This is a genomic window from Pseudomonas sp. lyk4-TYG-107 (genome assembly GCF_030209055.1).
GTDB lineage: Bacteria > Pseudomonadota > Gammaproteobacteria > Pseudomonadales > Pseudomonadaceae > Aquipseudomonas > Aquipseudomonas putida_A.
Map to the genome: position 1 here is coordinate 58,890 of NZ_JARVST010000023.1, position 22,191 is coordinate 81,080.

Annotated in this window: 25 protein-coding genes; 23 read left to right on the forward strand and 2 right to left on the reverse strand. The window is 59.8% G+C overall.

The features are described 5' to 3' along the window. Window positions 1-292: 292 nt before the first annotated feature. Window positions 293-616: a ferredoxin FdxA gene (gene fdxA, locus QRN61_RS19645; RefSeq protein ID WP_003222178.1), complete on the reverse strand. Its 324-nt coding sequence runs from the start codon at window positions 614-616 to the stop codon at window positions 293-295. A 163-nt stretch (window positions 617-779) separates the two neighbouring features. Next, window positions 780-3,362 carry a DNA mismatch repair protein MutS gene (gene mutS / locus QRN61_RS19650; RefSeq protein WP_285374792.1) on the reverse strand — a complete coding sequence of 861 codons (2,583 nt, stop codon included), beginning with the start codon at window positions 3,360-3,362 and terminating at the stop codon, window positions 780-782. Between the two features lie 209 nt (window positions 3,363-3,571). Between mutS and QRN61_RS19655 the strand changes: the two genes are divergently transcribed. From QRN61_RS19655 to QRN61_RS19770, 23 genes are all read left to right on the forward strand, one after another. Next, the gene (locus QRN61_RS19655) at window positions 3,572-4,306 is read left to right on the forward strand and encodes a LexA family transcriptional regulator (RefSeq protein ID WP_027611049.1); all 735 of its coding nucleotides are present in this window, start codon (window positions 3,572-3,574) and stop codon (window positions 4,304-4,306) included. Between the two features lie 512 nt (window positions 4,307-4,818). Then, entirely contained in the window at window positions 4,819-5,223 is a 405-nt protein-coding gene (locus QRN61_RS19660) for a tail fiber assembly protein (protein WP_096795841.1), read from the forward strand. Window positions 5,224-5,364: 141 nt separating this feature from the next. Next, a complete protein-coding gene (locus QRN61_RS19665) occupies window positions 5,365-5,706 on the forward strand; it encodes a phage holin family protein (protein ID WP_003222183.1) in 342 nt (113 codons plus the stop codon). Between the two features lie 72 nt (window positions 5,707-5,778). After that, entirely contained in the window at window positions 5,779-6,300 is a 522-nt protein-coding gene (locus QRN61_RS19670) for a hypothetical protein (RefSeq protein ID WP_285374796.1), read from the forward strand. A gap of 3 nt (window positions 6,301-6,303) precedes the next feature. Next, entirely contained in the window at window positions 6,304-6,912 is a 609-nt protein-coding gene (locus QRN61_RS19675; RefSeq protein ID WP_285374799.1) for a phage baseplate assembly protein V, read from the forward strand. 14 nt (window positions 6,913-6,926) lie between these two features. Next, window positions 6,927-7,259 (forward strand): phage baseplate protein, encoded by a 333-nt coding sequence (locus QRN61_RS19680; protein ID WP_003222189.1) that lies wholly within the window; start codon window positions 6,927-6,929, stop codon window positions 7,257-7,259. Continuing rightward, window positions 7,256-8,251 carry a baseplate J/gp47 family protein gene (locus tag QRN61_RS19685; protein ID WP_096795844.1) on the forward strand — a complete coding sequence of 332 codons (996 nt, stop codon included), beginning with the start codon at window positions 7,256-7,258 and terminating at the stop codon, window positions 8,249-8,251. Before QRN61_RS19680 ends, QRN61_RS19685 begins: the two co-directional genes overlap by 4 nt. Beyond that, complete coding sequence (locus QRN61_RS19690; protein ID WP_096795845.1) at window positions 8,248-8,883, forward strand: phage tail protein I; 636 nt, start codon at window positions 8,248-8,250, stop codon at window positions 8,881-8,883. Before QRN61_RS19685 ends, QRN61_RS19690 begins: the two co-directional genes overlap by 4 nt. Continuing rightward, window positions 8,884-11,721 (forward strand): phage tail-collar fiber domain-containing protein, encoded by a 2,838-nt coding sequence (locus QRN61_RS19695; protein WP_096795846.1) that lies wholly within the window; start codon window positions 8,884-8,886, stop codon window positions 11,719-11,721. Window positions 11,722-11,731: 10 nt separating this feature from the next. Continuing rightward, complete coding sequence (locus QRN61_RS19700) at window positions 11,732-12,241, forward strand: DUF4376 domain-containing protein (protein WP_096795847.1); 510 nt, start codon at window positions 11,732-11,734, stop codon at window positions 12,239-12,241. Between the two features lie 103 nt (window positions 12,242-12,344). Next, window positions 12,345-12,530: a hypothetical protein gene (locus QRN61_RS19705; RefSeq protein WP_007964321.1), complete on the forward strand. Its 186-nt coding sequence runs from the start codon at window positions 12,345-12,347 to the stop codon at window positions 12,528-12,530. 2 nt (window positions 12,531-12,532) lie between these two features. Continuing rightward, window positions 12,533-13,699: a phage tail sheath protein gene (locus tag QRN61_RS19710; RefSeq protein ID WP_183781406.1), complete on the forward strand. Its 1,167-nt coding sequence runs from the start codon at window positions 12,533-12,535 to the stop codon at window positions 13,697-13,699. Next, a complete protein-coding gene (locus QRN61_RS19715; RefSeq protein WP_103367835.1) occupies window positions 13,699-14,205 on the forward strand; it encodes a phage major tail tube protein in 507 nt (168 codons plus the stop codon). The genes QRN61_RS19710 and QRN61_RS19715 overlap by 1 nt, the downstream gene beginning before the upstream one ends. A gap of 151 nt (window positions 14,206-14,356) precedes the next feature. Further along, entirely contained in the window at window positions 14,357-14,938 is a 582-nt protein-coding gene (locus QRN61_RS19725) for a phage tail assembly protein (protein WP_183781414.1), read from the forward strand. 128 nt (window positions 14,939-15,066) lie between these two features. Continuing rightward, window positions 15,067-17,322: a phage tail tape measure protein gene (locus QRN61_RS19730; protein WP_285374810.1), complete on the forward strand. Its 2,256-nt coding sequence runs from the start codon at window positions 15,067-15,069 to the stop codon at window positions 17,320-17,322. Then, complete coding sequence (locus QRN61_RS19735; protein WP_285374812.1) at window positions 17,322-17,705, forward strand: phage tail protein; 384 nt, start codon at window positions 17,322-17,324, stop codon at window positions 17,703-17,705. The genes QRN61_RS19730 and QRN61_RS19735 overlap by 1 nt, the downstream gene beginning before the upstream one ends. Beyond that, window positions 17,698-17,910 (forward strand): tail protein X, encoded by a 213-nt coding sequence (locus tag QRN61_RS19740; RefSeq protein ID WP_096795852.1) that lies wholly within the window; start codon window positions 17,698-17,700, stop codon window positions 17,908-17,910. The genes QRN61_RS19735 and QRN61_RS19740 overlap by 8 nt, the downstream gene beginning before the upstream one ends. Before the next feature lie 9 nt (window positions 17,911-17,919). Then, on the forward strand, window positions 17,920-18,948 hold the full coding sequence (locus QRN61_RS19745) for a phage late control D family protein (protein WP_285374815.1): 1,029 nt from the start codon (window positions 17,920-17,922) through the stop codon (window positions 18,946-18,948). A gap of 172 nt (window positions 18,949-19,120) precedes the next feature. Beyond that, window positions 19,121-19,705: a phage tail terminator protein gene (locus tag QRN61_RS19750; protein ID WP_285374816.1), complete on the forward strand. Its 585-nt coding sequence runs from the start codon at window positions 19,121-19,123 to the stop codon at window positions 19,703-19,705. After that, a complete protein-coding gene (locus tag QRN61_RS19755; protein WP_027611066.1) occupies window positions 19,702-19,881 on the forward strand; it encodes a DUF2635 domain-containing protein in 180 nt (59 codons plus the stop codon). Before QRN61_RS19750 ends, QRN61_RS19755 begins: the two co-directional genes overlap by 4 nt. Further along, window positions 19,881-21,377 carry a phage tail sheath subtilisin-like domain-containing protein gene (locus tag QRN61_RS19760; protein ID WP_115988104.1) on the forward strand — a complete coding sequence of 499 codons (1,497 nt, stop codon included), beginning with the start codon at window positions 19,881-19,883 and terminating at the stop codon, window positions 21,375-21,377. Before QRN61_RS19755 ends, QRN61_RS19760 begins: the two co-directional genes overlap by 1 nt. 67 nt (window positions 21,378-21,444) lie before the next feature. Further along, window positions 21,445-21,792 carry a phage tail tube protein gene (locus QRN61_RS19765; protein WP_007964335.1) on the forward strand — a complete coding sequence of 116 codons (348 nt, stop codon included), beginning with the start codon at window positions 21,445-21,447 and terminating at the stop codon, window positions 21,790-21,792. Then, window positions 21,789-22,085, forward strand: coding sequence for a phage tail assembly protein (locus tag QRN61_RS19770; protein WP_003222226.1), 297 nt, complete (start codon window positions 21,789-21,791; stop codon window positions 22,083-22,085). Before QRN61_RS19765 ends, QRN61_RS19770 begins: the two co-directional genes overlap by 4 nt. Window positions 22,086-22,191: the final 106 nt, after the last annotated feature.

Consider the following 22,191-nt stretch of genomic DNA (forward strand, 5'->3'; position numbering starts at 1 on the left):
TATGCTTATTTTTTAATATGAAGTGCTTATTACAGCGACTTTCACCCCGCCGGGCCGATTGCTCTCGGCAGAAAACTCTCTAGTATCAGCACTGTGTCGACGGACAGACACGCCCTTCAAGGAAGAGGGGAACGGACATCGCAGGACGCGATTCATCAGGACGATGAAAAGGAATACAGGGAATAGGGAAAAAATGTGGGCGGGTCAAACCGCCCCTTTTTTTGCCTGTAGAAAAGTAAAATCCGAAAAAGCAAAAAGGCCCGCAAGGGGCCTTTTGGTAACGCGCGACAGATCAGCGTTCGAGATCTTTGATCTTGCCTTTGACGCCATCCCACTCTTCGGCATCCGGCAGCGATTCTTTCTTCTCGGTGATGTTCGGCCAGATTTCGGCCAATTCAACGTTCAGTTGAATGAACTCCTGCATATCCTCCGGAACTTCGTCCTCGGAGAAAATCGCGACGGCCGGGCATTCCGGTTCGCACAGGGCGCAGTCGATGCACTCGTCCGGGTGAATCACCAGGAAGTTCGGGCCTTCGTAAAAGCAGTCCACCGGACAGACTTCTACGCAGTCGGTGTACTTGCACTTGATGCAGTTGTCGGTGACGACGAAGGTCATTTCTAATTTTCTCCTCAGGCGGCGGCAGCGTAGCCCCTTCACGGTTGGGGTCGCCAGGTTCGGGAGCGATGTCTGCCAGCCAGGCTATTAGCCAGCAGCATCCCAAACCGCGCGAGATTCTAACAGCTTGAAGCCGTTTGCGTTATATCCGGTTCTTCGCTGCTTAGATCCGGTTCTTAAGTGCATATAACAATTCGAGCGCTCGACGTGGGGTCAGGTCATCGAGATCCACTTTCGCCAACTCATCGAGCACCGGGTGCGGCAGGCTGGCGAACATGTCGCTCTGCTGCGGAACGGCCGGTTTGCCTTTGACGGCAGGCTTGGGCGCTTCATGCGGCAATGCGGTGTCTTCCAGTCGGCTCAGGTGCTCACGGGCACGCACGATCACTTCACTCGGCACGCCGGCCAGTTGCGCCACCGCCAGGCCGTAGCTCTGGCTGGCAGGCCCCGGCAACACGTGGTGCAGGAACACGATGCGCTCGTTGTGCTCAGTGGCGTTGAGGTGCACGTTGGCCACCAGCGGCTCGGCTTCCGGCAACACGGTCAGTTCGAAATAGTGCGTGGCAAATAGAGTATAGGCACGCAGATGCGCCAGACGCTCGGCGGCGGCCCATGCCAGGGACAGACCATCGAAGGTGCTGGTGCCACGACCGACTTCGTCCATCAGCACCAGACTGCGTTCGGTGGCATTGTGCAGGATGTTGGCGGTTTCGCTCATCTCGACCATGAAGGTCGACCGACCGCCGGCCAGGTCATCGCTGGAACCGATTCGGGTGAAGATCCGGTCCACCAGCGACAACTCGCAACTGGCCGCCGGCACGAAGCTGCCGATATGCGCCAGCAGCACGATCAATGCGGTTTGGCGCATGTAGGTGGATTTACCGCCCATGTTCGGGCCGGTGATCACCAGCATCCGGGTGTTGTCATCCAGACTCAGGTCGTTGGCCACGAACGGCGTGGTCAGCACCTGCTCGACCACCGGGTGACGGCCCTGGGTGATGCGCATGCACGGCTCGCTGACGAAGCGTGGGCAGTTCAGGTCAAGGTTCAGCGCACGCTCGGCAAGGTTGCTCAGCACGTCCAGCTCGGCCAATGCGCCGGCAGTATCCTGCAGCGGTGGCAACTGGCTGATCAGGTCTTCCAGCAGCGCCTCGTAGAGCATTTTCTCGCGAGCCAGGGCACGGCTCTTGGCCGAAAGCGCCTTGTCTTCGAATTCTTTCAGCTCGGGCGTGATGAAACGCTCGGCGCCCTTGAGGGTTTGACGACGGATGTAATCGGCTGGAGCCGATTCGGCTTGTTTGCTCGGCAGTTCGATGAAGTAGCCGTGAATACGGTTATAGCCAACTTTCAGGTTGGTCAGACCGGTGCGGGCCTTTTCCCGGGCTTCCAGATCGATAAGGAACTGGCCGGCGTTTTCGCTCAGCGATTGCAACTCGTCGAGTTCGCTGTCGTAACCGGTTTTCAGCACGCCGCCGTCGCGGATCACCGCTGGCGGGTTGTCGATGATGGCTTTTTCCAGCAGCGCCGCCAGTTCCGGGTAGGTGCTGGTGGTAGTCGCCAGGCGTTGCAGGTGCGGTGCTTCGAGGTCGGTCATCGCCACTTGCAGTTGCGGCAGGGCACCGAGCGCATCGCGCAGGCGAGCGAGGTCACGAGGGCGCGCATTGCGCAGACCGATCCGCGCGAGAATCCGCTCGATGTCGCCGATTTCCTTGAGCTGCGGCTGCAGCTTTTCGAAGCGGTAGCCATCGAGCAGACAAGTGATCGAGGTCTGCCGCGCCAGCAGCACGGTCAGATCGCGCAGCGGACGGTTCAGCCAACGGGTCAGCAAACGGCTGCCCATTGCGGTCTGGCAGCGATCAACCACCGATTGCAAGGTGTTGTCGCGACCACCAGCCAGGTTAGTGTCGAGTTCGAGGTTGCGACGGCTGGCGCCGTCGAGCACCACGGTGTCATCCAGACGCTCATGGCGCAGGCTGCGCAGATGGGGCAGGGCGGTGCGCTGGGTTTCCTTGGCATAGGCCAGCAGGCAACCGGCAGCGCCGATGGCCAGGGTCAGGGTTTCGCAACCGAAGCCTTTGAGATCTTGCGTGGAAAACTGCTGGCAGAGACTTTTCAGCGCCGAATCACGCTCGAAATCCCACGGCGCGCGACGACGCACACCACGGCGTTTTTCCGCTGGCAGGTCTTTCGGCCAATCGTCCGGGATCAGCAGTTCCACCGGGTTGACTCGCTCCAGCTCCGCCAGCAGGTTTTCCCAGCCCTTGATCTCGAGCACAGTGAAGTTGCCGCTGGTGATGTCCAGCACAGCCAGACCGAACAGGCGCTCGTCGCCTAGCACGGCGGCAATCAGGTTGTCGCGGCGTTCATCGAGCAGCGCTTCATCACTGACCGTGCCCGGTGTGATGATGCGTACCACCTGACGTTCTACCGGGCCCTTGCTGGTGGCCGGGTCGCCGACCTGCTCGCAGATCACTACCGACTCGCCGAGCTTGACCAGTTTCGCCAGGTAACCTTCCGCCGCGTGGTAAGGAATCCCGCACATCGGGATCGCTTGCCCCGCCGACTGGCCGCGCGCGGTCAGAGTGATGTCGAGCAACTTGGCCGCCTTCTTCGCGTCTTCATAGAAGATCTCGTAGAAGTCGCCCATGCGATAGAACATCAGCTGATCCGGGTGCTGATTCTTCAGGCGCCAGTATTGCTGCATCATCGGGGTGTGGGAGGACAGGTCGGAGACGGCTTTATTCATCGGATTGTCAGGTAACTCGTTAAATGATGTAGGGCAAAAGCGAGGGCAACCGCCGGGCTTTTCCGCGATGGGCGCAAGGTTACCATGGGCGGTCGGCTCGACGCAGGCATGACGGCCGGCTGACACTTTTTGCGTTTAATTGTGATTTATGCACGATTTATGCAAATCAGCATTTGTCTTCGGAAAAAACTTCAAGCACTATGCGCGTTATGCAAAAACGCAACGTATCCTCCGTCTTAAGAGCACTGCTCGACCAACACGGGATCTCCCCCACGGAGCTCCACCGTCGCACCGGCGTGCCTCAATCAACGCTCTCGCGGATTCTCAGCGGGAAGATCGTCGATCCTTCGGATAAACACATCTCGAAGATCGCCGAATACTTCAATGTGAGCACTGATCAATTACGTGGCCGCGCCGATGTCGCGATCGCGACCGGTGGCGCGCGCGATGACGTGCATGCGGAACTCAAGGACATAAGCCTGTGGGACGACGATACCCCTGTCGATGACGACGAGGTGTCGGTGCCCTTTCTTCGTGAGGTTGAATTGGCTGCTGGATCAGGAAGATTCGTCATCGAAGAGAGCGAACGCTCTAGCCTGCGCTTCGGCAAACGCAGCCTGCGCCATAACGGTGTGCAGTTCGACCAGGCCAAATGCGTGACGGTGCGCGGTAACAGCATGATGCCGGTGTTGCGTGACGGCGCCACGGTCGGAGTCAATGCCGGCAAGTGCGGCATCGGCGATATCATCGATGGCGATCTGTACGCGATCAACCACAACGGCCAGTTGCGCGTGAAGCAGCTCTATCGCCTGCCGACCGGTATCCGTCTGCGCAGTTTCAACCGCGATGAACATCCGGACGAGGACTACAGCTTCCAGGATATGCAGGACGAGCAGATCGTCATCCTCGGTCACGTCTTCTGGTGGGGCATGTACGCCCGATAGATTTTCACCCGTCAAAGAAACCCGCCTCCTAGCGGGTTTTTTTTCGCCTGAATAAAACCCTCGAGCCCTTGATTTATGCGGCCTGCATGCGTTCGTGCATTTCCTTCGCATAAATAAATGCATTTATGCATTGACTGTATATGCATCCATGCATATTCTTGCCACCAAGCCGCTCGACAAAGCGGCTGGCAACAACAGCTCTTTAGTTCCACAAGAACAGGCAGCGATGAACCGGCCTCAACGGTTCAGAGGGTTGGCAACTGACCCGGGTGTGCAGCGTAAAGCACCAAGAGCAGTTATCCGGCGGGCAGGGACCGCGGTCGGAAAAACAATTTGAATGGACTCGTACCGCGCCAGTAGCGCCGAAAAGTCAGCTTCCTTCTCGGATACAGGATTTGAAGGAAGGCGAAGGAGCGCATTACTGAAAAGCCCGGCTAAGTGCCGGGCTTTTTGGAATGCCTGCCAGGTTTCATCACGACGTTCATCGCTAACACTACACAAAGGAAGACTAAATGAATCTCTATGCACTGGTTGAGTACAGCAAAGTTACCCAGCTCAAGGAAAGTGAAGTCAGCCCGGAAGCACCTGCTTCGCCAACTTCGTTTTGGGTTGATGTAACAGGTAATACGCAGATTCGCGTCGGCTGGGGCGCAACATTCGATGGCGTCTGGACGTTCACGCCGCCCTCCGAGCAAGACCTGCGCAATGAAGCTGAACAGCAGAAATGGCAGTTGCTGAATTTCGCTGCGGGCTGGCTGCTGCTCAACTCGCTGAATTACAAAGTTGACACCGGCATTGCCACTCCAACAGAGCAAGCCCTGCTGCTGGCGTACAAACAATATTGCATCGCCGTCAGCGACGTCGATAAACAGCCGGATTATCCCGCAACTATCGTGTGGCCAGTCGCCCCCTTCTGATTCAAATCCATCGTTATCAAAATCTGGAGCGCATTACTGAAAAGCCCTGCCTCAACGCCGGGCTTTTTGGAATGCCTACCTGAAGAGACATCGCTTGAACCCAACACACAACACTCATCAACTAGAACCAGGAGGCGTGACATGACAAACGAGCAACAAGCGTTGGCGGACATGCCGATCTGGCTGGTCATCCTCCTTGCCGTGGTGGGCGGGGTGTCCGGCGAAATGTGGCGCGCCGACAAGGAGGGCGCTCGTGGCTGGTCATTGCTGCGGCGTCTGGCCCTGCGCTCCGGCGCCTGCATGATCTGCGGCGTCTCGGCGATCATGCTGCTGTACGCCGCCGGGCTATCCATCTGGGCCGCCGGTGCCTTCGGTTGCCTGACCGCCATGGCCGGTGCCGACGTCGCCATCGGTCTGTACGAACGCTGGGCCGCCAAGCGCATCGGCGTCTGCGAAGTTCCCCCGCCGCGCGATCCCCAGTAACTCAACACTTTCCTGCCTCGCTGCAACTGATGCGGCGGGGCTGCGCGTGGACAATTGAAAAGGAGGTCATGCATGCCCGCACCGATCCAGCAGCCTTCGCAGCTGTTCACGGCGATGGCGACAACCTTGCGCAACAGCGCCGGCCTGAATCTGCAGGTCGGCAATCATGACGACTTCACGGCACCCGGCGCTCAGGCCTGGGCATTGATCGACTTCGACCGTAATGCACCCGGTGCACGTGCCGCTGACGGGCGAATTGCCCACGTCATGACGGTATCGCTGCAAGTCATTCCGGCACTTTCTGCGAGCGCATTTGCCGCCTGCGACCTGATCGCGGTGCTGAAAAACCTGATCACCGACAACCGTTGGAGCCTGCCCGGCGATCAATGCGATTTGCCGATGAACATTGATGGGCTGCCGTCAGTGCTCACACGCGCCGATCAGCAATACAAGGCTTGGACCCTGACTTTCACCCAGACCCTCTATCTCGGCCCGACCTTGCTCGACGACCCGCTCGGCACGCCGAAATTCGCCCGTACCTGGGAAGTCAGCGACATCGACGACCCCGACCAATACACCGCGCTGGAGGCCTGACCGATGTTCGACGCACTACTGCGCATGCAACTGGGGCCGATTATCGAGCGGCTGGCCGAGATGGAAGCGGAAATCGACGACCTGCACCGCCGCGCCGAGAGTTTCTGTCGCATCGGTGTCTGTCAGACCGTCGATGCCGCGAGCAACACCTGCCAGGTCAGCCACGGTGGACTGCTCACACCGGCGATCAAGTTTTTCAACCCGAGCGCCGGAGCGCAGAGCGAGTCACGAATTCCCAGCGTGGGCGAGCAGTGTCTGCTGCTCAACTACGGCAGCGGTGAAAGCGGCGCGCAAAGCGTGGCGTTGTTCGGCTTGAACAGTGACCGCTTTCCACCGACGGCGACGGTACCGACGCTGACGCGCCGGGTGCACGTTGATGGCAGTGAAAGCGGCTACGACGACGCCACACACATTCTGCACTGGCAGAACGGCCCGGCGGCTTTCACCGGTTCTCGCGAATCGCTTGCACTGAGCATCGGCCCGGCACAACTGACGATGACGCCACAGCTGATCAGCCTGCAACTGGGCGGCGTCGGCCTGAGCATCGACGCCTCGGGCGTGCACTTCAGCGGCCCGTTGGTGGATCACCAGGGCCGCGTCATCAGCCCCTGAATCAAGAGCTTCCCATGATCGGAATCGATAGAGACTCCGGGGCCACGGTCGACGACTGGCTGCAGTTTGTGCAGCGCGCGACCCGGGCCCTGACCACGCCGCTGGGCACCCGGCAAAAAAGGCCCCTTTATGGCTCGCTGATCCCCACGCTGCTGGGGCAGAACCTCGGTGACGACGTTCTGCTTCTGGCCCAGAGCCACGCGGCTCAGGCGTTCTACAACGCGCAGAACGGGATCAGCGATTTTCAGCCGAGCGTGATCGTCGCCAGCCGTCAGGGCGCCGGTCTGCTGCTGCGTTTCGCCGGCACCTGGAAAAACCGTCAACAGACATTCGAGGTCGTGACATGAGCATGTTGATCCCCGGCCAGAACCAATTGGCCGAACCGGCGCTGATCACTGTCGACGCCTTCGAAGACTTGCTTGCCGAGTTCAAGACCTTCGTTGTCGAATACGTCGGCACCCGGGCGCCGGACAGCGCGGCGAAACTCAAGACCAGCCTCGATAACGAAAGCGAATTGCTGACCCTCGCGCTGGAAGCTTTCTGCGTGCGCCTGCAAACCCACGAACGCAAATACAACGCCCGTATCAAGCAGATGCTGGCGTGGTGGGCGACCGGCAGCAACCTCGATGCACGGCTGGCGGACATGGGCCTTGAAAGGCAGTTGCTCGATGCGGGTGACCCTGCGGCATTCCCGCCGGTACCACCAATTTATGAAAGCGACGACGACGCCCGGCTGCGCTATTACCTGGCACCGCACGCCCCGGCTGCGGGTTCGCGAATGCAGTATCGCCGCGAGGTATTCACCCTCGGTGAACGGCCAACGGTGAAGGTCGAATCCAGCGATGGCGGTGTGGTGAACGTCACCTACACCTTCAACCCGGACGGCTTGGCGGCACAGGTCAAGGACGGCAATGGTCGGCGCACGGCGCCGGGCGAAGTGCAGGTCACGGTGTTGTCGCGAGACGGCGATGGCACTCCGTCTGCAGCGTTGCTGGATGGCGTTCGTCAGCACTTCGCCCGCCCTGATGTGCGACCGGAAACCGATCTGGTCACGGTCAAGGCAGCCGACATTCAGCGCTACAAGATTCGTGTCGTGGCCAAGATCAATTCCGGCCCCGATTCGGGCCTGACCAAAGTCGCCGCGCAGCAACAATTGCAGGCCTACGCCGACAGTTGCCATCGCCTCGAAGGGCGGGTCGACCCGAGCTGGATCGACTACACACTGCACAGCGCTGGCGCCGTGCAACTGCAGATTCTTGAACCGCTGGCGCCGATCGTCACCACGGCGTTTCAGGCGCCGTACTGCACGGCGGTCGAGGTCGAGGTGCTGACGCTATGAGTGAGCCAACGCATAGCCCGACGTTGCTGCCGGCCAACAGCTCGGCACTCGAGCGCGGGCTGGATCTGGGCTTTGGCGCATTGCTTGATCGCATCGTGCCGCCGTTCCCCGAACTGATGAACCCGAGCGAAACACCGGTCGGATTCCTGCCGTATCTGGCAGCGGATCGCGGTGTCTCCGAATGGAGCACCAGCGCACCGGAAGCGGAAAAGCGCCTGACCGTCGAACTGGCCTGGCCCACCGCGCGGCAGGCCGGCACTCGCAAGGCGCTGGAGAACGCGGCCAAGGGTTTGCAACTGCGCCCCGAAGTCCGCGCCTGGTACGAACAGACGCCGCCCGGCGTGCCTTACAGCTTCTCCGTGCGGGCCTTCAGCGAGCAACCCTACAGCGCAGAAATCGACGCCCGTCTCGACCGACGCCTGGCCGATGCCAAGAGCGAACGGGACATTCTCTCGGTGACGGTTGGCTTGAGCGCATTCGGCAGCCATTGCATCGCCGCCGCGACTTTCTGCGGTGAGCTGACCACGGTTTATCCAGTGTTCATCGAAGGGCTCGAAACCTCTGGCGAGGCGTTCATGGCCGCCGCGATGTACACCGTCGAAACATCCACTATTTATCCTCAGGGGGCCTGAATGGCTGACTATTACACCCTGCTCACCAACGCAGGGATTGCCTACGAAACGGCGTGCAAGGCCGCGGGCGTGCCGATCAAGTTGACGCAGATTTCTGTCGGCGACGGCGGCGGCGCGGTCTACAACCCGGCCGCGACCGCCACCGCGCTGAAACGCGAAGTCTGGCGCGGGCCGCTCAACGCCCTGTTCCAGGACGAGAAGAATCCGAGCTGGCTTCTCGCCGAAGTGACCATTCCGCCGGATGTCGGCGGCTGGTACGTGCGTGAAGCGGGGCTTTGGACCGACACCGGGATTCTCTACGCGATCGTCAAATATCCGGAGTCGTTCAAACCGGTGTTAGCCACGTCGGGCTCGGGCAAAGAGTTCTATATTCGCTCGATTTTCGAGACCAGCAATGCATCGCTGGTAACGCTGCTGATCGACGACACCGTGGTCAAGGCCACCCGTGCCTGGGTCATGAGTTACCTCGCCGAAGAACTCGGCAAACTCGATGGCAAGCAATCGGTGCGCGTCGCGGCCTCTACCAACATCGTGCTGAACGGTGCGCAACAGATCGACGGCGTGGCCGTGATTTCCGGCGACCGTGTGCTGCTGGCGAACCAGACGCTGGCCAAGGACAACGGCCTGTGGATTGTCGCCAATGGCGACTGGGTGCGGGCGACGGATGCCAATATCAGTGCAAAGGTCACGCCGGGCCTGACGGTCATGGTGGAGGAGGGCACGGCGAACGGAGATTCGCTGTGGCACCTGACCACCAACGCGCCGATCACCCTCGGCACCACGGCGCTGACGTTCAAGATGCTCGCGGGGCGTACCGGGATTGCTGCGGGTACATACAAGAGTCTGACGGTTGATGAATATGGTCGAGCGACGGCAGGTGCGAATCCTGAAACGTTGGCCGGGTTTGGCATCAAGGATTCCTACACCAAGGCTGAAGTCGAGGCGTTGATTGCCAAGGCATCGGCATTGCCGGTGGGTTCGATTGTGGCGTTCCCGGTGGATGCACCGCCGCCGGGTTTTCTGGAGCTGGATAACAGCGTCAAGAGCAGTGCGACTTACCCGGACTTGAGCGCTTATCTGGGAGGCAAGTTCAACAAGGGTGATGAGGGCGTCGGGAATTTCCGTTTGCCGGAAGCGCGTGGGGAATTTTTACGCGGTTGGGATCATGGACGGGGAGTCGACCTGGGACGTCAAGTCGGTAGCCTTCAGGCTGATGATTATAAAAGTCACAGTCACCGGTACTTTGACAGCGTAGCTGCAAACATTGACCCTTTTGGGGGTACGGGCGCTGGAGTTGTTAACGGTGTCGTAACACCTCCCGCTACGGGTGGGTATCTGGCAACTTCAGGGCCTGATTCAAACAATCTGACGTCGCCCACAACTACCGTCAATGCAGGGGGAAATGAAACTCGCCCACGCAACATCGCCGTCATGTGGTGCATCAAAGCCTGGAACGCCCCGGTCAATCAGGGAACCATCGATGTAGCCGCACTGGCCAAGGAAGTCGAACGGCTCAAATCCGCTGTTCCGGTGGGGGCCGTTCTGGCATTCCCAACGGGGATCGTCGCGCCGGGTTATCTGGAACTGGATGGCAGTGTGCAGAGCATTGCGACTTATCCGGATCTGGCGGCTTTTCTCGGTACCACTTACAACAAGGGAGATGAGGGCGCGGGCAACTTCCGCTTGCCGGATTCGCGCGGTGAGTTTCTCCGTGGTTGGGATCATGGGCGTGGTGCTGACACGGGGCGGGCAATTGGTAGCTGGCAAGTAGGCACCGCAACTTATGGCGATGGTGATGGTGTCAATCTGCCGATCCCGAACCTGAATGACCCCAAACATGTGAGGGTTCTTGGGCTTGAGTACGACACGACTCCGGCGGTTGTCGAGTCCGTGACGGTTAATGGCACGACTACTGCTGCCTCGCAAGGGCTCAACATGGATGGAGTGCAGACTCCGGGTACCGCCTATATCGGCGTGGACTTCATGCGGTCAAGGCCTCGAAACCTCGCCGTCATGTGGTGCATCAAAGCCTGGAACGCACCGATCAATCAGGGAAGCATCGATATCGCCTCTCTGGCTACTGAAGTCAAACTGGCTCGCCTAAATGGTGCGGAAGTAGGCGCCATGCGTAATCTGAGAGTATCGCTGCCTGTCGCGGCTTCCGTTGCAACGGTTACTGCTGATCAACTGATTGTCGAGCAGCCGGGTGTCGCGCAGTACAAGTTGGCGAATCTCAATCTATCGCTCGATCTGACAACCGTCGGTGCAGGTGGCATGGACACCGGTATCGCTCCAGCAAACGGCAGTGTCGGGATTTACGTCATCTACAACCCCGAGTTGAAGGTTGCGAAGCTGCTGGGCGTCAATGCGACATTGAGTACCGCTCCTGAAATTTATGCGGGCACTAATATGCCCGCCGGTTATAGCGCCAGTGCGCTGGTCAGCGTGTGGCAAACCGGTGCCAGTCGATTGATGAACCCCGGCATTCAACATCAGCGTTCAATTTCCATTGCTCGGACGGTAGTGCTGGAAAACGGCATGTCGATGTCGCCGACACCGATCTCGCTGGCCTCTGTTGTTCCGAAGAATGCAAAAACCGTCGGTGGCTACATTCATTACATTGGTAGCGCTGATTTTCCGGGCGGTGGCTCTCTGGGGCTTTCTCCGGATGTTACCGAAGTAGGTATGAAAGCATGCGGCATTGGTGGAATCGTCGGACTGGGTGTTCTAAGTCCGTTCTCGGACCTGGTCATGGCGACTCCACAGACGATCTATTACCGTCTCTATGCGTCGGTCTCTCGTGCAAACGATGTCCACATCTCCCAATACACTTTTTAAGGAGTCATCTATGTTGAGAGCCTACTCAAATGTGGGGACGACCTTTCGATGTGTCGCCTCGGACTGGCCATTGGCTGACGGTGAAGTACTCTTCGACCATGAACCCACCCTTCAGGAACTGGAAAACTCATTTGGTTTCGCGAACGGCGAGCTGGTCTTGAAGCGCCAATTGGACCTGATTGCGCAGGAGCGATTTCGCCGAGAAGGTTCGGGTATCGTGGTCGCCGGTTTGATTATCGATTCATCCCGTGACAGTCAATCGCTGATTGCTGGAATGGCGGTTTCCGCGATGCTCGATCCTGAATATCGTTGCAGCTACAAGTCTGTTGCCGGGTTTGTCGATTTGACAGCTCAACAGATCCTGCAAATTGCACAGGCTGTACGGTCTCATGTTCAGGCCTGTTTTGATCGGGAAAAAGCGCTGTCCGAGTCTGCTCGAGCAGGAACGTTCGGCAACGAAATGCTGACCGAGGGCTGGCCAGATTCCTTGCCTGAAACGCCAGTCCCAAACCTTCAGTAAAACGCCCCTGCACCCCGGGGCGTTTTCTTGTCCGCTTAAAACAAATCAACACCCGCCAAGCCCCTCCCTTTGAGGGGCTTTCCCGTTTATGGAGAAACGAAAAATGGCAACCCGCCAAACCTACACCGTGCTCGTTCCATTCCCCACCGGCGGTGGGCACTGGTCGAGCGTCGGTCAAGACCTTGATCTGCTCGACGTCGAGGCCAGTGCGCTGCACAGCGCCGGTCGACTGGAACTGAAAACACCCTCCACCCAGGCCAAAAAGGCCGCTGCCAAGAAGGCTGACTAACCATGGCTGAGGTTTTGAACTTCGAGCACAACGGCATTACCGTCAATGCCACTGAATCCCCCGAGGCCATGGGTGGCCTGGGTGACAACGTCATCGGTCTGGTCGGCACCGCGCCGAAAGCCGATCCGCTGATTCCGCGCAACGCACCGTTCCGCATCAACAACTTCACCACTCACGCGCTGCTCGATCCGACCGGCGCCGAAGAGGGCACGCTGTATCACGCGGTTTACCAGATCCTCAAAGTGGTCAAGGTGCCGGTGTACGTGGTGATCGTCGAAGCGGGCGCGACCCCGGCCGACACCGTCAACGCAGTGATCGGCGGCGTCGATCCAACCACTGGCCGCAAGCTCGGTCTGGCGGCACTGGGCAGTGTCCCGGAAGACCTGACCATCATCGGCGCGCCGGGCTTCACCGGTACCAAAGCAGTGGCCAGCGAGTTCGCTTCGTTCGGCAAACGCATCAAGGCCCGTGTGGTGCTGGACGGCAAGGATGCCTCGGTCGCTGATCAAGTGACTTACAGCCAGGAACTGGGCGGCGCCGATCTCGGTTTCGACCGTTGCCTGGTGGTGCACAACATGCCGGCGGTGTACTCGAAAGCGGCAAAGAAAAATGTGTTCCTCGCGCCGTCCAGTCTGGCGATTGCCGCACTGGCCAAGGTCAAGCAGTGGGAAAGCCCGGGCAACCAGGTGACCTACGCCGAAGACGTGTCCCGGGTCGTTGAGTACAACATCCTCGACACCTCCACCGAAGGCGATCTGCTCAACCGTTACGGCGTCAGCTACTACGCCCGCACCGTGCTCGGCGGCTTCTCGCTGCTGGGTAACCGTTCGATTACCGGCAAGTTCATCAGCTACGTCGGCCTTGAAGATGCGATTAGCCGCAAGCTGGTCAAGGCCGGCCAGAAAGCCATGGCCAAGAACCTGACCAAGTCGTTCATGGATCAGGAGGTCAAACGCATCAACGACTGGCTGCAGACCCTGGTCGCCGACGAAACCATTCCTGGCGGCAGCGTCTATCTGCACCCGGAACTCAACAGCGTCGAGAAGTACAAGAACGGCACCTGGTACGTGGTCATCGACTACGGCCGCTACGCGCCGAACGAACACATGGTTTATCAACTCAACGCCCGCGATGAAATCATCGAGCAGTTCCTGGAGGACGTTCTCTAATGTTTACCAACCGCGTAAGACAGGCCATCGCGGCCACCCTGCAAGGTTTGCCGTTGTCGGCGACCGTGGAAGAGTTCACCCCGCCGAAAATCGATTTCGACATGGAAAGCATGACGGGCGGGCGCTTCATCGTTGAGGAAATGGCCAAGAGCGCCAAGCCGCTGAACGCCACGCTCAAGCTGCAAGGCACCGGTGCAGAAGTGTTGCTGGCGATGGGTGTGAAGCTGGGCGACGACATCCTGCTGAACGTGCGTGAAGCCGGTCAGGATCAGGACGGCAACACCTGGTTCACCTATCACACCATCGGCGGCAAGCTCAAAACCATGGGCGAAGACGCGATCAAGATGGGCGGCAAAGCCCTGACGACTCTGGAGTTCTCCTGCCGCACCTACAACCGCCTGGAAAACGGCATCCCGGTGATCGACATCGACGTGCGCACCCAGAAATTCGTGCTTAACGGCGTCGATATCCTCGGTGATGCGCGTCGTGCGGTGCTGATGCCGTAACCCCGTTTTACAGGCAATTATAAAACCCTGTGGGAGCGAGCTTGCTCGCGAAGGCGCCAGGTCAGTGGACATCAATGCTGAATGTCAGGCCGCTTTCGCGAGCAAGCTCGCTCCCACAGTGGATCTAAAAGAATCACCAAGGAATTCATAAATGTCGTGGATGCCACCCAAGCATGACCTGCTGTCGCCGATCACCGGCGACGACGGCGCGCAGATCGAACAGATTCAGCTCAAACCACTGTTCTACGCCGCGCAAAAAGAAGCGCTGGAACGCGCCGGCGATGATGAAGACGATCAGTTCTTCGAACTGGCGCTGCTCGCCACCGGCCTGTCGGTCAAGGAACTCGACCAGTTGAAACGCCCGGACTACGTGAGCATCGCCCAGTACGTGCACGAGATGTCGACCCGTCCGGCGGCGTACTTTCTGGAGCAGGTCGAGGACGCGGAAAAGTCCGACGATCCTGACGAAGTGCAACTGCTGCAACCGCTCGCCGTGACCGGCCGCACCGTGACCTCGTTGTCGCTGGAAATGCCCGCACTGCGCGCCACCAAAGTGATGAAGAAACTGAAAACGGCCAAGGAACGCGCCGAGTTCATCACTGCCCACTGCACCGGTCTGATGATCCCCGATCTGGCCCAGCTGAGCGTCCCTGACTGGACCCAATTGCAGGTGCGCATCGACGATTTTTTAAACCAGCCGGCGGCCTACTTTCGGAACGCGACATCGAAGTAATCCTCGATATCGTCCCGCTCATTTACCCGGTAAGTGAGGCGGAGATTCTGGAATGGGACGCCGAAAAGGCGTTGCGCCGCTACGACATAGCGATCACTCGCCTTGGCGTGAAACAGGAGTAGAGCGGCATGGCAGATGATAACTATGCGTTGACGTTCGCTGAGGTCAATCAAGAAACCCGGGCATTGAGCACGGCCAGCAAGACTGCCGCCTTGATGGCTCCGACGATGTCAGCAGGAGCCGCAACACCTGCTTCGAACTTTGACGGCAGTGTTGCCGGGCTAAGCCTGGCGCTGGCCGATGCCACCAGCGAATTGCGAAATCTGACCGCCGAGCAGGTTCAGCTCAGGGATGTGTTGGGGTCGATACACGCTGTGCTGATTTCACAGCGCTCGCTGCAACAGTCTCTCAATGACCGGCCAGCACTAGCGGGCAGCGCGGCCGTGGGAGCTGAGTCGAAACCGTCAGGCGTCAATGGCGCAACGCAACCTTTCAAATACCTGCAGCCAGCGATCAACCTTGATAGCACGATGGCGCGACTGGGACGGGTTGCAGGCGTTGAGGGCGATCAACGCGATGCGTTGCGGGTGTCGTTGGAGAAAATGGCCGCCGAGCGCAAAGTGGCAGCCGGCGGTACCACGGTGCTGGATCTGGCAGGCGTGATGTATGCCGGTGTCAAGGGTGGAGTTGGCAGCGAACAGAAGAATGAAGCCGCTCGGCAAAAAGACCTCAGTGATTTCACTCGAGACACTGGCATCACGGCCACAGCCTTTGAGATGAAGGCGCCGGATGTTGCGGATCTGCTGATCGGCTGGCGCACCTCAATGGGGCTCGACCGAGCCAAGACCCTCGACCTCGCCGATGCCACCAGCGTGCTGGGAAGCCGATTGAGTGCCACGGTGGCTGACATTGGTTCGATCCTCAGCAACTACGGCGCTTCGGCAAAAGGTGCGGGGCTGAGTCCCGAACAGACTGCGGCTTTTGCTGCGGCAATGCTCAATGTCAACGTCAACAGGGCTGACGCCGGAGTGGCACTGGAGAGGATCACCACGACGCTGGCGTTGGGCGACAACGCATCAGTTAGTCAGAAAGCGGTGATCGCTCAACTTGACCTCGATCCAAAGGCCCTCGCTGCGCAGATGCAAGGGGACGCCCCCGGCGCGATTCTCAAGGTGCTTGAGGCGCTGAAGACAAAATCCCCCGAGCAGCAAGCCAGCCTGGCGATGACGCTTTTTTCGATCGACCAGCCGGTTGTGAAAATGCTCGAGCGCAGCGCTGATGTGCGAGGTGCATTTGATCTCGTCAAAGATAAACAGCAGTACGCATCCTCGGCGCGAGGCGAGGAGGGCGGAGCAGTCAATCAGGCTGCGCTGAAGCTGTCGGATACGTCGCAAACGGGCTGGAACATTTTCACCGCTCAGAAAGATCGTCTCCTTAGCTCCGCTGGCGCTGCTGTGCTGCCTGATTTTGACAGGCTCACGGGGGTGATGGCGTGGGCGACCGATGGCTTGAGCAGCATGGCTGAAGAGTCACCGGAGCTCGCGCGGACGTTGATTTTGAGTATTGCCGGTATCAAGGGCGTGCAGGTCGCTGGATCGATGCTGGCCAAGGGCATTAGAGGAACGACATCCACTATCGACAACCTCAAGTTCGTCGGCACAACTGCCATATCCTGGGGTTCCGCAGCGCTTAACGGTGCGAAGGCTTGGGGGGGCGTTGCGCTGAACAATGCCAAGACTTGGGGTTCCGCTGGGCTTAGCAATGCCAAGACTCTGGGATCCGTTGCGCTTGACCGAGCTAAATACCTGACATCCGGTCCAGGCCGAAGTCTGGTCAGTCAAGGTGCCCGTATCGGTCGTGTAGCTGGCCCTCTGAGTATGCCGTTGATGATGCTCGACTCCGGTATGGACGTGGTCAACGGCTTGCTCGATGCCGATGGCAAACAAACAGCCAGAGGAGCGGGCGGCCTGGTGGGTGGGGTTGCTGGAAATTACCTGGGGGCGCGCGTTGGTGCCTTCCTGGGGGCTTTCGCCGGTCCTGCCGGGGCACTTGTCGGTGGAGGGGTTGGCGGAGCAGCTGGCACCTACTATGGCAATCAGTGGGGAAGCGCATTGGGTGAAAAACTCGCGACGCCTGCACCGAACCAACTCGCCCCGCCGGTAGAGGTTGCCAAAGAACTGCCGAGCGCGCAGACGCAAAACCAGCAAGTCACCTTCTCCCCACTGATCCAGGTCACCTGTCCGGCGCCAGATACTGCCGAGCAGATTCGCACGATTATCGGGCAACAACTGAGCGGGCAATTCCACGGCCAGTTCCTGCCGTTGCTGACAAACAACCCCCTCGCCACCCGCCGTGACGCAGCCCTCACCGATGGAGTCGCCTGATGAAACAACAAATGGCGCTGGGCAGTTTCATCTTCGGCCTGTCGCGCAACTTCGCCTACAGCACGCTGGCGCGAAAGTCCGACGGAGGCTGGAGCGACATCCAGATCCTGACCAGCAAACCCAAGTCCACTCAGACCGGGCAGAAAGCGGAATCGCTGACCATCAGCGGCACCTCGATGTATGCCGTGGCCATGGATCGACTCGATGAATTACGCGCACTTCAGGCACAGCGGGTGCCGCTGCCGTTGATTGACGGTATCGGGCGCAACTGGGGCCTGTGGCGGATCAACAGCATCGACGAGAACCAGAGCGAGGTCATCGATGACGGCACCGCGATGGTGATCAAGTGGGTGGTTGGGTTAACGGAGTTCAACAATGCGTAAGGTACGAAGCGTGGCCGGTGATTCAGTGAATCTGCTGCTCTACCGCGAAACCGGGCGCAGTGATGACGCCGCCGAAGAAGCTCTGTGGACACTCAACCCGACCCTGGCCGAACACGGCCCGATCCTGCCGGCGGGTGTTTGGGTCACGTTGCCGGAACTCGACTCGAAACCGGCCACGATCAAACCGCTCACGGCCTGGGATTAAGGAGGTTGCATGGCACTGGGTTTCACCCCGGCGGTAAGACTCTACGGGGCCCATTCGGCCCTGCTCAATCAACGCCTGATCAGTTGGGAACACATCGATGCAGCCGGTTTCGAGTCCGATCAACTGACGTTGACGATCGATCTTGAAGGCCTCGAAGGGCTGCCGGATCTGGGCGGGAAAATCGGCCTTGAGGTCGGTTATCTGGAGTCGGGAATGGTCGACAAGGGCCAGTTCAAAGTGACGCGCCTGACGCCGACGCTGTTCCCGTTTCGCCTGACGCTGGTGGCTACGGCGGCACCGTTCAGCAAGGATGACGAAACGGGCTTCAAGCAACGTCGCACGGCCAGCCATGGCCCGACCACCTTGGGTGCGCTGTTTCGCAAACTGGTTTCGAGCCATGGCTTTTCACCGCGCGTTGCGCCCGAGGTGGCGATGATCAGGATCGAGCACGTCGACCAGTCCAACGAAACCGACATGAGCTTTCTGACGCGCCTGGCGAAAAAGTACAACGCGGTGACCAAACCCTACAACGACGTGTACGTGCTGGCCCGTCCCGGCCAGACCAAATCGTTGTCGGGCCAGGTGTTGGCGGACGTGATCTTGTCGGTGACCAGCAACAACCGTCCCGGCGATCACGCGTTCGTCAGCGCCACGCTGGAGGAGTCTGCCCGCGAGCAGACCAAGGGTTGCAAGACCTGTTTCTGGGATGGTGCTGCCGGCGTGTTGCGCTGGGTTGAAACGGGGCTTGCGCCGTTCAAGACCCTGCGCCAGAAACAACCCAGCGAAGCCGATGCGATCGCCGTCGGCGAAGGCGAAGTGCGCAAGATGCTCCGGCAAAAATACAAGGTGAAAATCACCTGCCCCGGCAATCCACTGCTGGCCGCCGAAGGCCTTGTGCTGCTCGATGAGACCTGGCCCGACTTCATGCGTGGGCGCTGGTCGATCGAAAAAGTCACCGCCAGCGGCAATCGCGAGAACAGCTATCGCTGCGTGATCGATGCCGCGTGCCTCGACCCGAAAGCCGAAGCCAAGGACTGATTCCCCGCTTTGTCACTGCGATGAAGATCCCTGTGGGAGCGGGCTTGCCCGCGAAGAGGCCAACCCATTCAAAAGAGATGCCGGTTGATCCACCGCCATCGCTGGCAAGCCAGCTCCCACAGGTTTTGCAGTGTTCTGCAGACCGCTTTTCATTCAACTCTGGAACACCACCATGAAGATCACCCCGATCCTCACGCAGCTGCGTGGGCAATGCCCAAGCCTTGCCAACCACATTGCGGTGGGTGTCGATCTGGCCTTGCTGCAAGGCAATGCCGATCTGCCGACACCCTCGGCCCATGTTCTGCCCCTGGCGGATCTCGCCAGCACCAGCACCGCACAAAACCTCACCGCGCAACCGATCCGCGACCGCTTCGAAATCGTCTTGGCGCTCGACGCCAGCGACAGCACAAAAGCGCTGGATCTGTTGCACGACCTGCGCGCCGAACTGTGGCGCGCGCTGGTGGGGTTCAAGCCCGATTCCAACTACAGCGCCATCGTCTACGACGGCGGCGAGATGGTCTCGATCAACAGCAGCCGGGCCTTCTATCGGCTGCGCTTTTTTACCGAGTTCCAGCTCGGCCGCAATCTGCCGAGTCAGCCTGCGGAGAGTTGGCACGAACGTGAACTGGACGGTTTGTCGTCCTTTACCGGGGTCACCGTGCGGGTCGATGCGATCGACCCGGCCGACCCCAATCTGAAACACCCGGGCCCTGACGGGCGCGTGGAACTGACTTTCTCTGGAGACGTAACCCCATGAGCAATCGCATCACCGTACTGCCGGCCGCTGGCCGTGCCGTGCCTGACCCGGAAGCGGGCGATCTGCTGCCCAAAGAAGGCCGTGAAGTGCTGGACAGCGCCTGGTGGCGCCGACGTCTGGCCGACGGCGATATCACTCTTAAAACCGTAAAAGTCAAAGCACAGGGAGCCAAATAATGGCGATCGGATTCAGCAACATCCCTGCGGACATTCGTGTACCGCTGTTCTATGCCGAAATGGACAACTCGGCCGCCAATAGTGCGACTTCGGCCATGCGCCGTCTGATCGTCGCTCAGGTCAACGACAACATCGCTCCGACTGAAGTCGGCAAACTGGTGCTGGTCTCCAGCGTCGCGCTGGCAAAAAGCATCGGCGGTCAGGGCTCGATGCTCGCCTCGATGTACGAGACCTTCCGCAAGGCCGACCCGATCGGCGAGATCTGGTGCCTGCCGCTGCACAACACTGAAGGCGCCATCGCCAAAGGCGTGCTGACCCTGACCGGCACCGCGACTCAGGCTGGCGTGCTCAACCTGTACGTCGCCGGTGTGCGTGTGCAGGCCACCGTGGTCAACGGCGCCACCGCTGCTCAAGCGGCTACCGCACTGGCGCAGAAAATCAACGCCACCGCCGATCTGCCGGTGAGCGCCGCGGCGGCTGAAGGTGTGGTCACCCTGAACGCCAAGTGGACCGGCGACAGCGCTAACGACATCAGCCTGCAGTTCAATCGCCTGGGCAAGAGCAACGGCGAAGAAACCCCGGCCGGCCTGACCACTGCGATCACCGCCATGACTGGCGGCGCCGGTGTGCCGGATCAGGTCGCAGCCGTGGCTGCACTGGGCGACGAGCCGTTCGAGTTCATCGCACTGCCGTGGTCGGATCTGTCGACCCTCAACACCTGGCAAGCAGTGATGGATGACAGCACCGGTCGCTGGTCCTGGGCCAAGCAACTGTTCGGTCACGTCTACAGCGCCAAGCGCGGCACCGTCGGCACCCTGGTTGCTGCTGGCCAGGCACGTAACGACCAGCACATGACCATTCAGGCGCTGGAGCCAGGCGTACCGCAACCGTTCTGGGTACAAGCTGCCGCACTGGCTGCGCGCACCGCGGTGTTCATCTCCGCCGATGCCAGCCGTCCGACCCAAAGCGGCAGCCTGCCGGGTGTTGATCCGGCGCCGGCCAGCGAGCGATTCACTCTGACCGAGCGGCAGTCGCTGCTCAACTACGGCATCGCTACCGCGTACTACGAAGGCGGTTACGTGCGCATCCAGCGTTCGATCACCACCTACCAGAAGAACGCTTACGGTCAGGCTGACAACTCCTACCTGGACAGCGAAACCATGCACCAGTCGGCGTTCATCGTGCGTCGTCTGCAAAGCGTGATCACCAGCAAATACGGCCGGCACAAACTGGCCTCCGACGGCACCCGTTTCGGCGCCGGCCAGCCGATCGTCACTCCGGCAACCATTCGCGGCGAGCTGATTGCGCAGTACGCCAAGCTGGAACTGGAAGGCCACGTGGAGAACGCCGAGCTGTTCGCCGAGCACCTGATCGTCGAGCGCGACGTGCAGGATCCGAGCCGCGTGAACGTGCTGTTCCCGCCGGATTACATCAACGGTCTGCGCGTGTTCGCACTGCTCAACCAGTTCCGTCTGCAATACGACGACGCGGCCTGATCGCCGCGTTTGGCCGTAAGCATTCAGCCCACTCCGGTGGGCTTTTTTATTTGAAGGGAGTAACACCATGGGTCAAGTGATTGCAGGCACCTGCTACGTCAAAGTCGACGGTGCACAACTGACTATCAACGGCGGCTGCGAAGCCCCGCTGATGGCCGTCAAACGCGAAACCGTCGTACCGGGTTTCTACAAGGAAACCGACGTCGCGCCGTCCTTCAAAGTGACCGCGCTGCACACCGCCGACTTTCCGCTGAAGAAGCTGATCGAAGGCACCGACATCACCGTCACCTGCGAATTCAGCAACGGCAAAGTCTACGTGCTGGCCGGTGCCTATCTGGTCGAAGAGCCGGTTTCCAAGGGCGATGACGCCACCATCGAACTGAAATTCGAAGGCATCAAGGGGACCTGGCAATGAGCGGCGCCGTGAAGCTTCAGGTTGCGATCGAAGCTCACGGCGAGCCCCTGACCGAACTCGTCCTGCGCCGTCCGACGGTGCAGGAAGTGCGAGCGATCAAGGCGCTGCCGTACAAGATCGACAAAAGCGAAGAAGTCAGCCTCGACATGGACGTGGCGGCCAAATACATCGCCGTGTGCGCCGGTATTCCACCGTCGTCGGTCAACCAGCTCGATCTGGCTGACCTCAACGCGCTGAGCTGGGCCGTTGCGAGTTTTTTCATGAGTGCGGCGTCGGAGCCATCACCGACCTGATCGCAGTCGCCTATGACCTGGCCTGGTTCTGGAAGGTTGACCCCGAACAGATGATGGCCAGGCCACTGGATGTGCTCCGCGAATCGCTGGAGCACGCGCAACGGAT

What these genes read in the sequence shown, in the direction of transcription:
- QRN61_RS19755 (WP_027611066.1), top strand. Translation starts at nt 19,702, where the DNA reads ATGAGCAATCGCATCACCGTACTGCCGGCCGCTGGCCGTGCCGTGCCT.
- QRN61_RS19670 (WP_285374796.1), top strand. Translation starts at nt 5,779, where the DNA reads ATGCCCGCACCGATCCAGCAGCCTTCGCAGCTGTTCACGGCGATGGCG.
- QRN61_RS19750 (WP_285374816.1), top strand. Translation starts at nt 19,121, where the DNA reads ATGAAGATCACCCCGATCCTCACGCAGCTGCGTGGGCAATGCCCAAGC.
- QRN61_RS19705 (WP_007964321.1), top strand. Translation starts at nt 12,345, where the DNA reads ATGGCAACCCGCCAAACCTACACCGTGCTCGTTCCATTCCCCACCGGC.
- mutS (WP_285374792.1), bottom strand. Translation starts at nt 3,362, where the DNA reads ATGAATAAAGCCGTCTCCGACCTGTCCTCCCACACCCCGATGATGCAG.
- QRN61_RS19660 (WP_096795841.1), top strand. Translation starts at nt 4,819, where the DNA reads ATGAATCTCTATGCACTGGTTGAGTACAGCAAAGTTACCCAGCTCAAG.
- QRN61_RS19745 (WP_285374815.1), top strand. Translation starts at nt 17,920, where the DNA reads ATGGCACTGGGTTTCACCCCGGCGGTAAGACTCTACGGGGCCCATTCG.
- QRN61_RS19690 (WP_096795845.1), top strand. Translation starts at nt 8,248, where the DNA reads ATGAGTGAGCCAACGCATAGCCCGACGTTGCTGCCGGCCAACAGCTCG.
- QRN61_RS19760 (WP_115988104.1), top strand. Translation starts at nt 19,881, where the DNA reads ATGGCGATCGGATTCAGCAACATCCCTGCGGACATTCGTGTACCGCTG.
- QRN61_RS19735 (WP_285374812.1), top strand. Translation starts at nt 17,322, where the DNA reads ATGAAACAACAAATGGCGCTGGGCAGTTTCATCTTCGGCCTGTCGCGC.
- QRN61_RS19685 (WP_096795844.1), top strand. Translation starts at nt 7,256, where the DNA reads ATGAGCATGTTGATCCCCGGCCAGAACCAATTGGCCGAACCGGCGCTG.
- QRN61_RS19740 (WP_096795852.1), top strand. Translation starts at nt 17,698, where the DNA reads ATGCGTAAGGTACGAAGCGTGGCCGGTGATTCAGTGAATCTGCTGCTC.
- QRN61_RS19765 (WP_007964335.1), top strand. Translation starts at nt 21,445, where the DNA reads ATGGGTCAAGTGATTGCAGGCACCTGCTACGTCAAAGTCGACGGTGCA.
- QRN61_RS19770 (WP_003222226.1), top strand. Translation starts at nt 21,789, where the DNA reads ATGAGCGGCGCCGTGAAGCTTCAGGTTGCGATCGAAGCTCACGGCGAG.
- QRN61_RS19715 (WP_103367835.1), top strand. Translation starts at nt 13,699, where the DNA reads ATGTTTACCAACCGCGTAAGACAGGCCATCGCGGCCACCCTGCAAGGT.
- fdxA (WP_003222178.1), bottom strand. Translation starts at nt 616, where the DNA reads ATGACCTTCGTCGTCACCGACAACTGCATCAAGTGCAAGTACACCGAC.
- QRN61_RS19710 (WP_183781406.1), top strand. Translation starts at nt 12,533, where the DNA reads ATGGCTGAGGTTTTGAACTTCGAGCACAACGGCATTACCGTCAATGCC.
- QRN61_RS19700 (WP_096795847.1), top strand. Translation starts at nt 11,732, where the DNA reads ATGTTGAGAGCCTACTCAAATGTGGGGACGACCTTTCGATGTGTCGCC.
- QRN61_RS19730 (WP_285374810.1), top strand. Translation starts at nt 15,067, where the DNA reads ATGGCAGATGATAACTATGCGTTGACGTTCGCTGAGGTCAATCAAGAA.
- QRN61_RS19695 (WP_096795846.1), top strand. Translation starts at nt 8,884, where the DNA reads ATGGCTGACTATTACACCCTGCTCACCAACGCAGGGATTGCCTACGAA.
- QRN61_RS19655 (WP_027611049.1), top strand. Translation starts at nt 3,572, where the DNA reads ATGCAAAAACGCAACGTATCCTCCGTCTTAAGAGCACTGCTCGACCAA.
- QRN61_RS19675 (WP_285374799.1), top strand. Translation starts at nt 6,304, where the DNA reads ATGTTCGACGCACTACTGCGCATGCAACTGGGGCCGATTATCGAGCGG.
- QRN61_RS19665 (WP_003222183.1), top strand. Translation starts at nt 5,365, where the DNA reads ATGACAAACGAGCAACAAGCGTTGGCGGACATGCCGATCTGGCTGGTC.
- QRN61_RS19725 (WP_183781414.1), top strand. Translation starts at nt 14,357, where the DNA reads ATGTCGTGGATGCCACCCAAGCATGACCTGCTGTCGCCGATCACCGGC.
- QRN61_RS19680 (WP_003222189.1), top strand. Translation starts at nt 6,927, where the DNA reads ATGATCGGAATCGATAGAGACTCCGGGGCCACGGTCGACGACTGGCTG.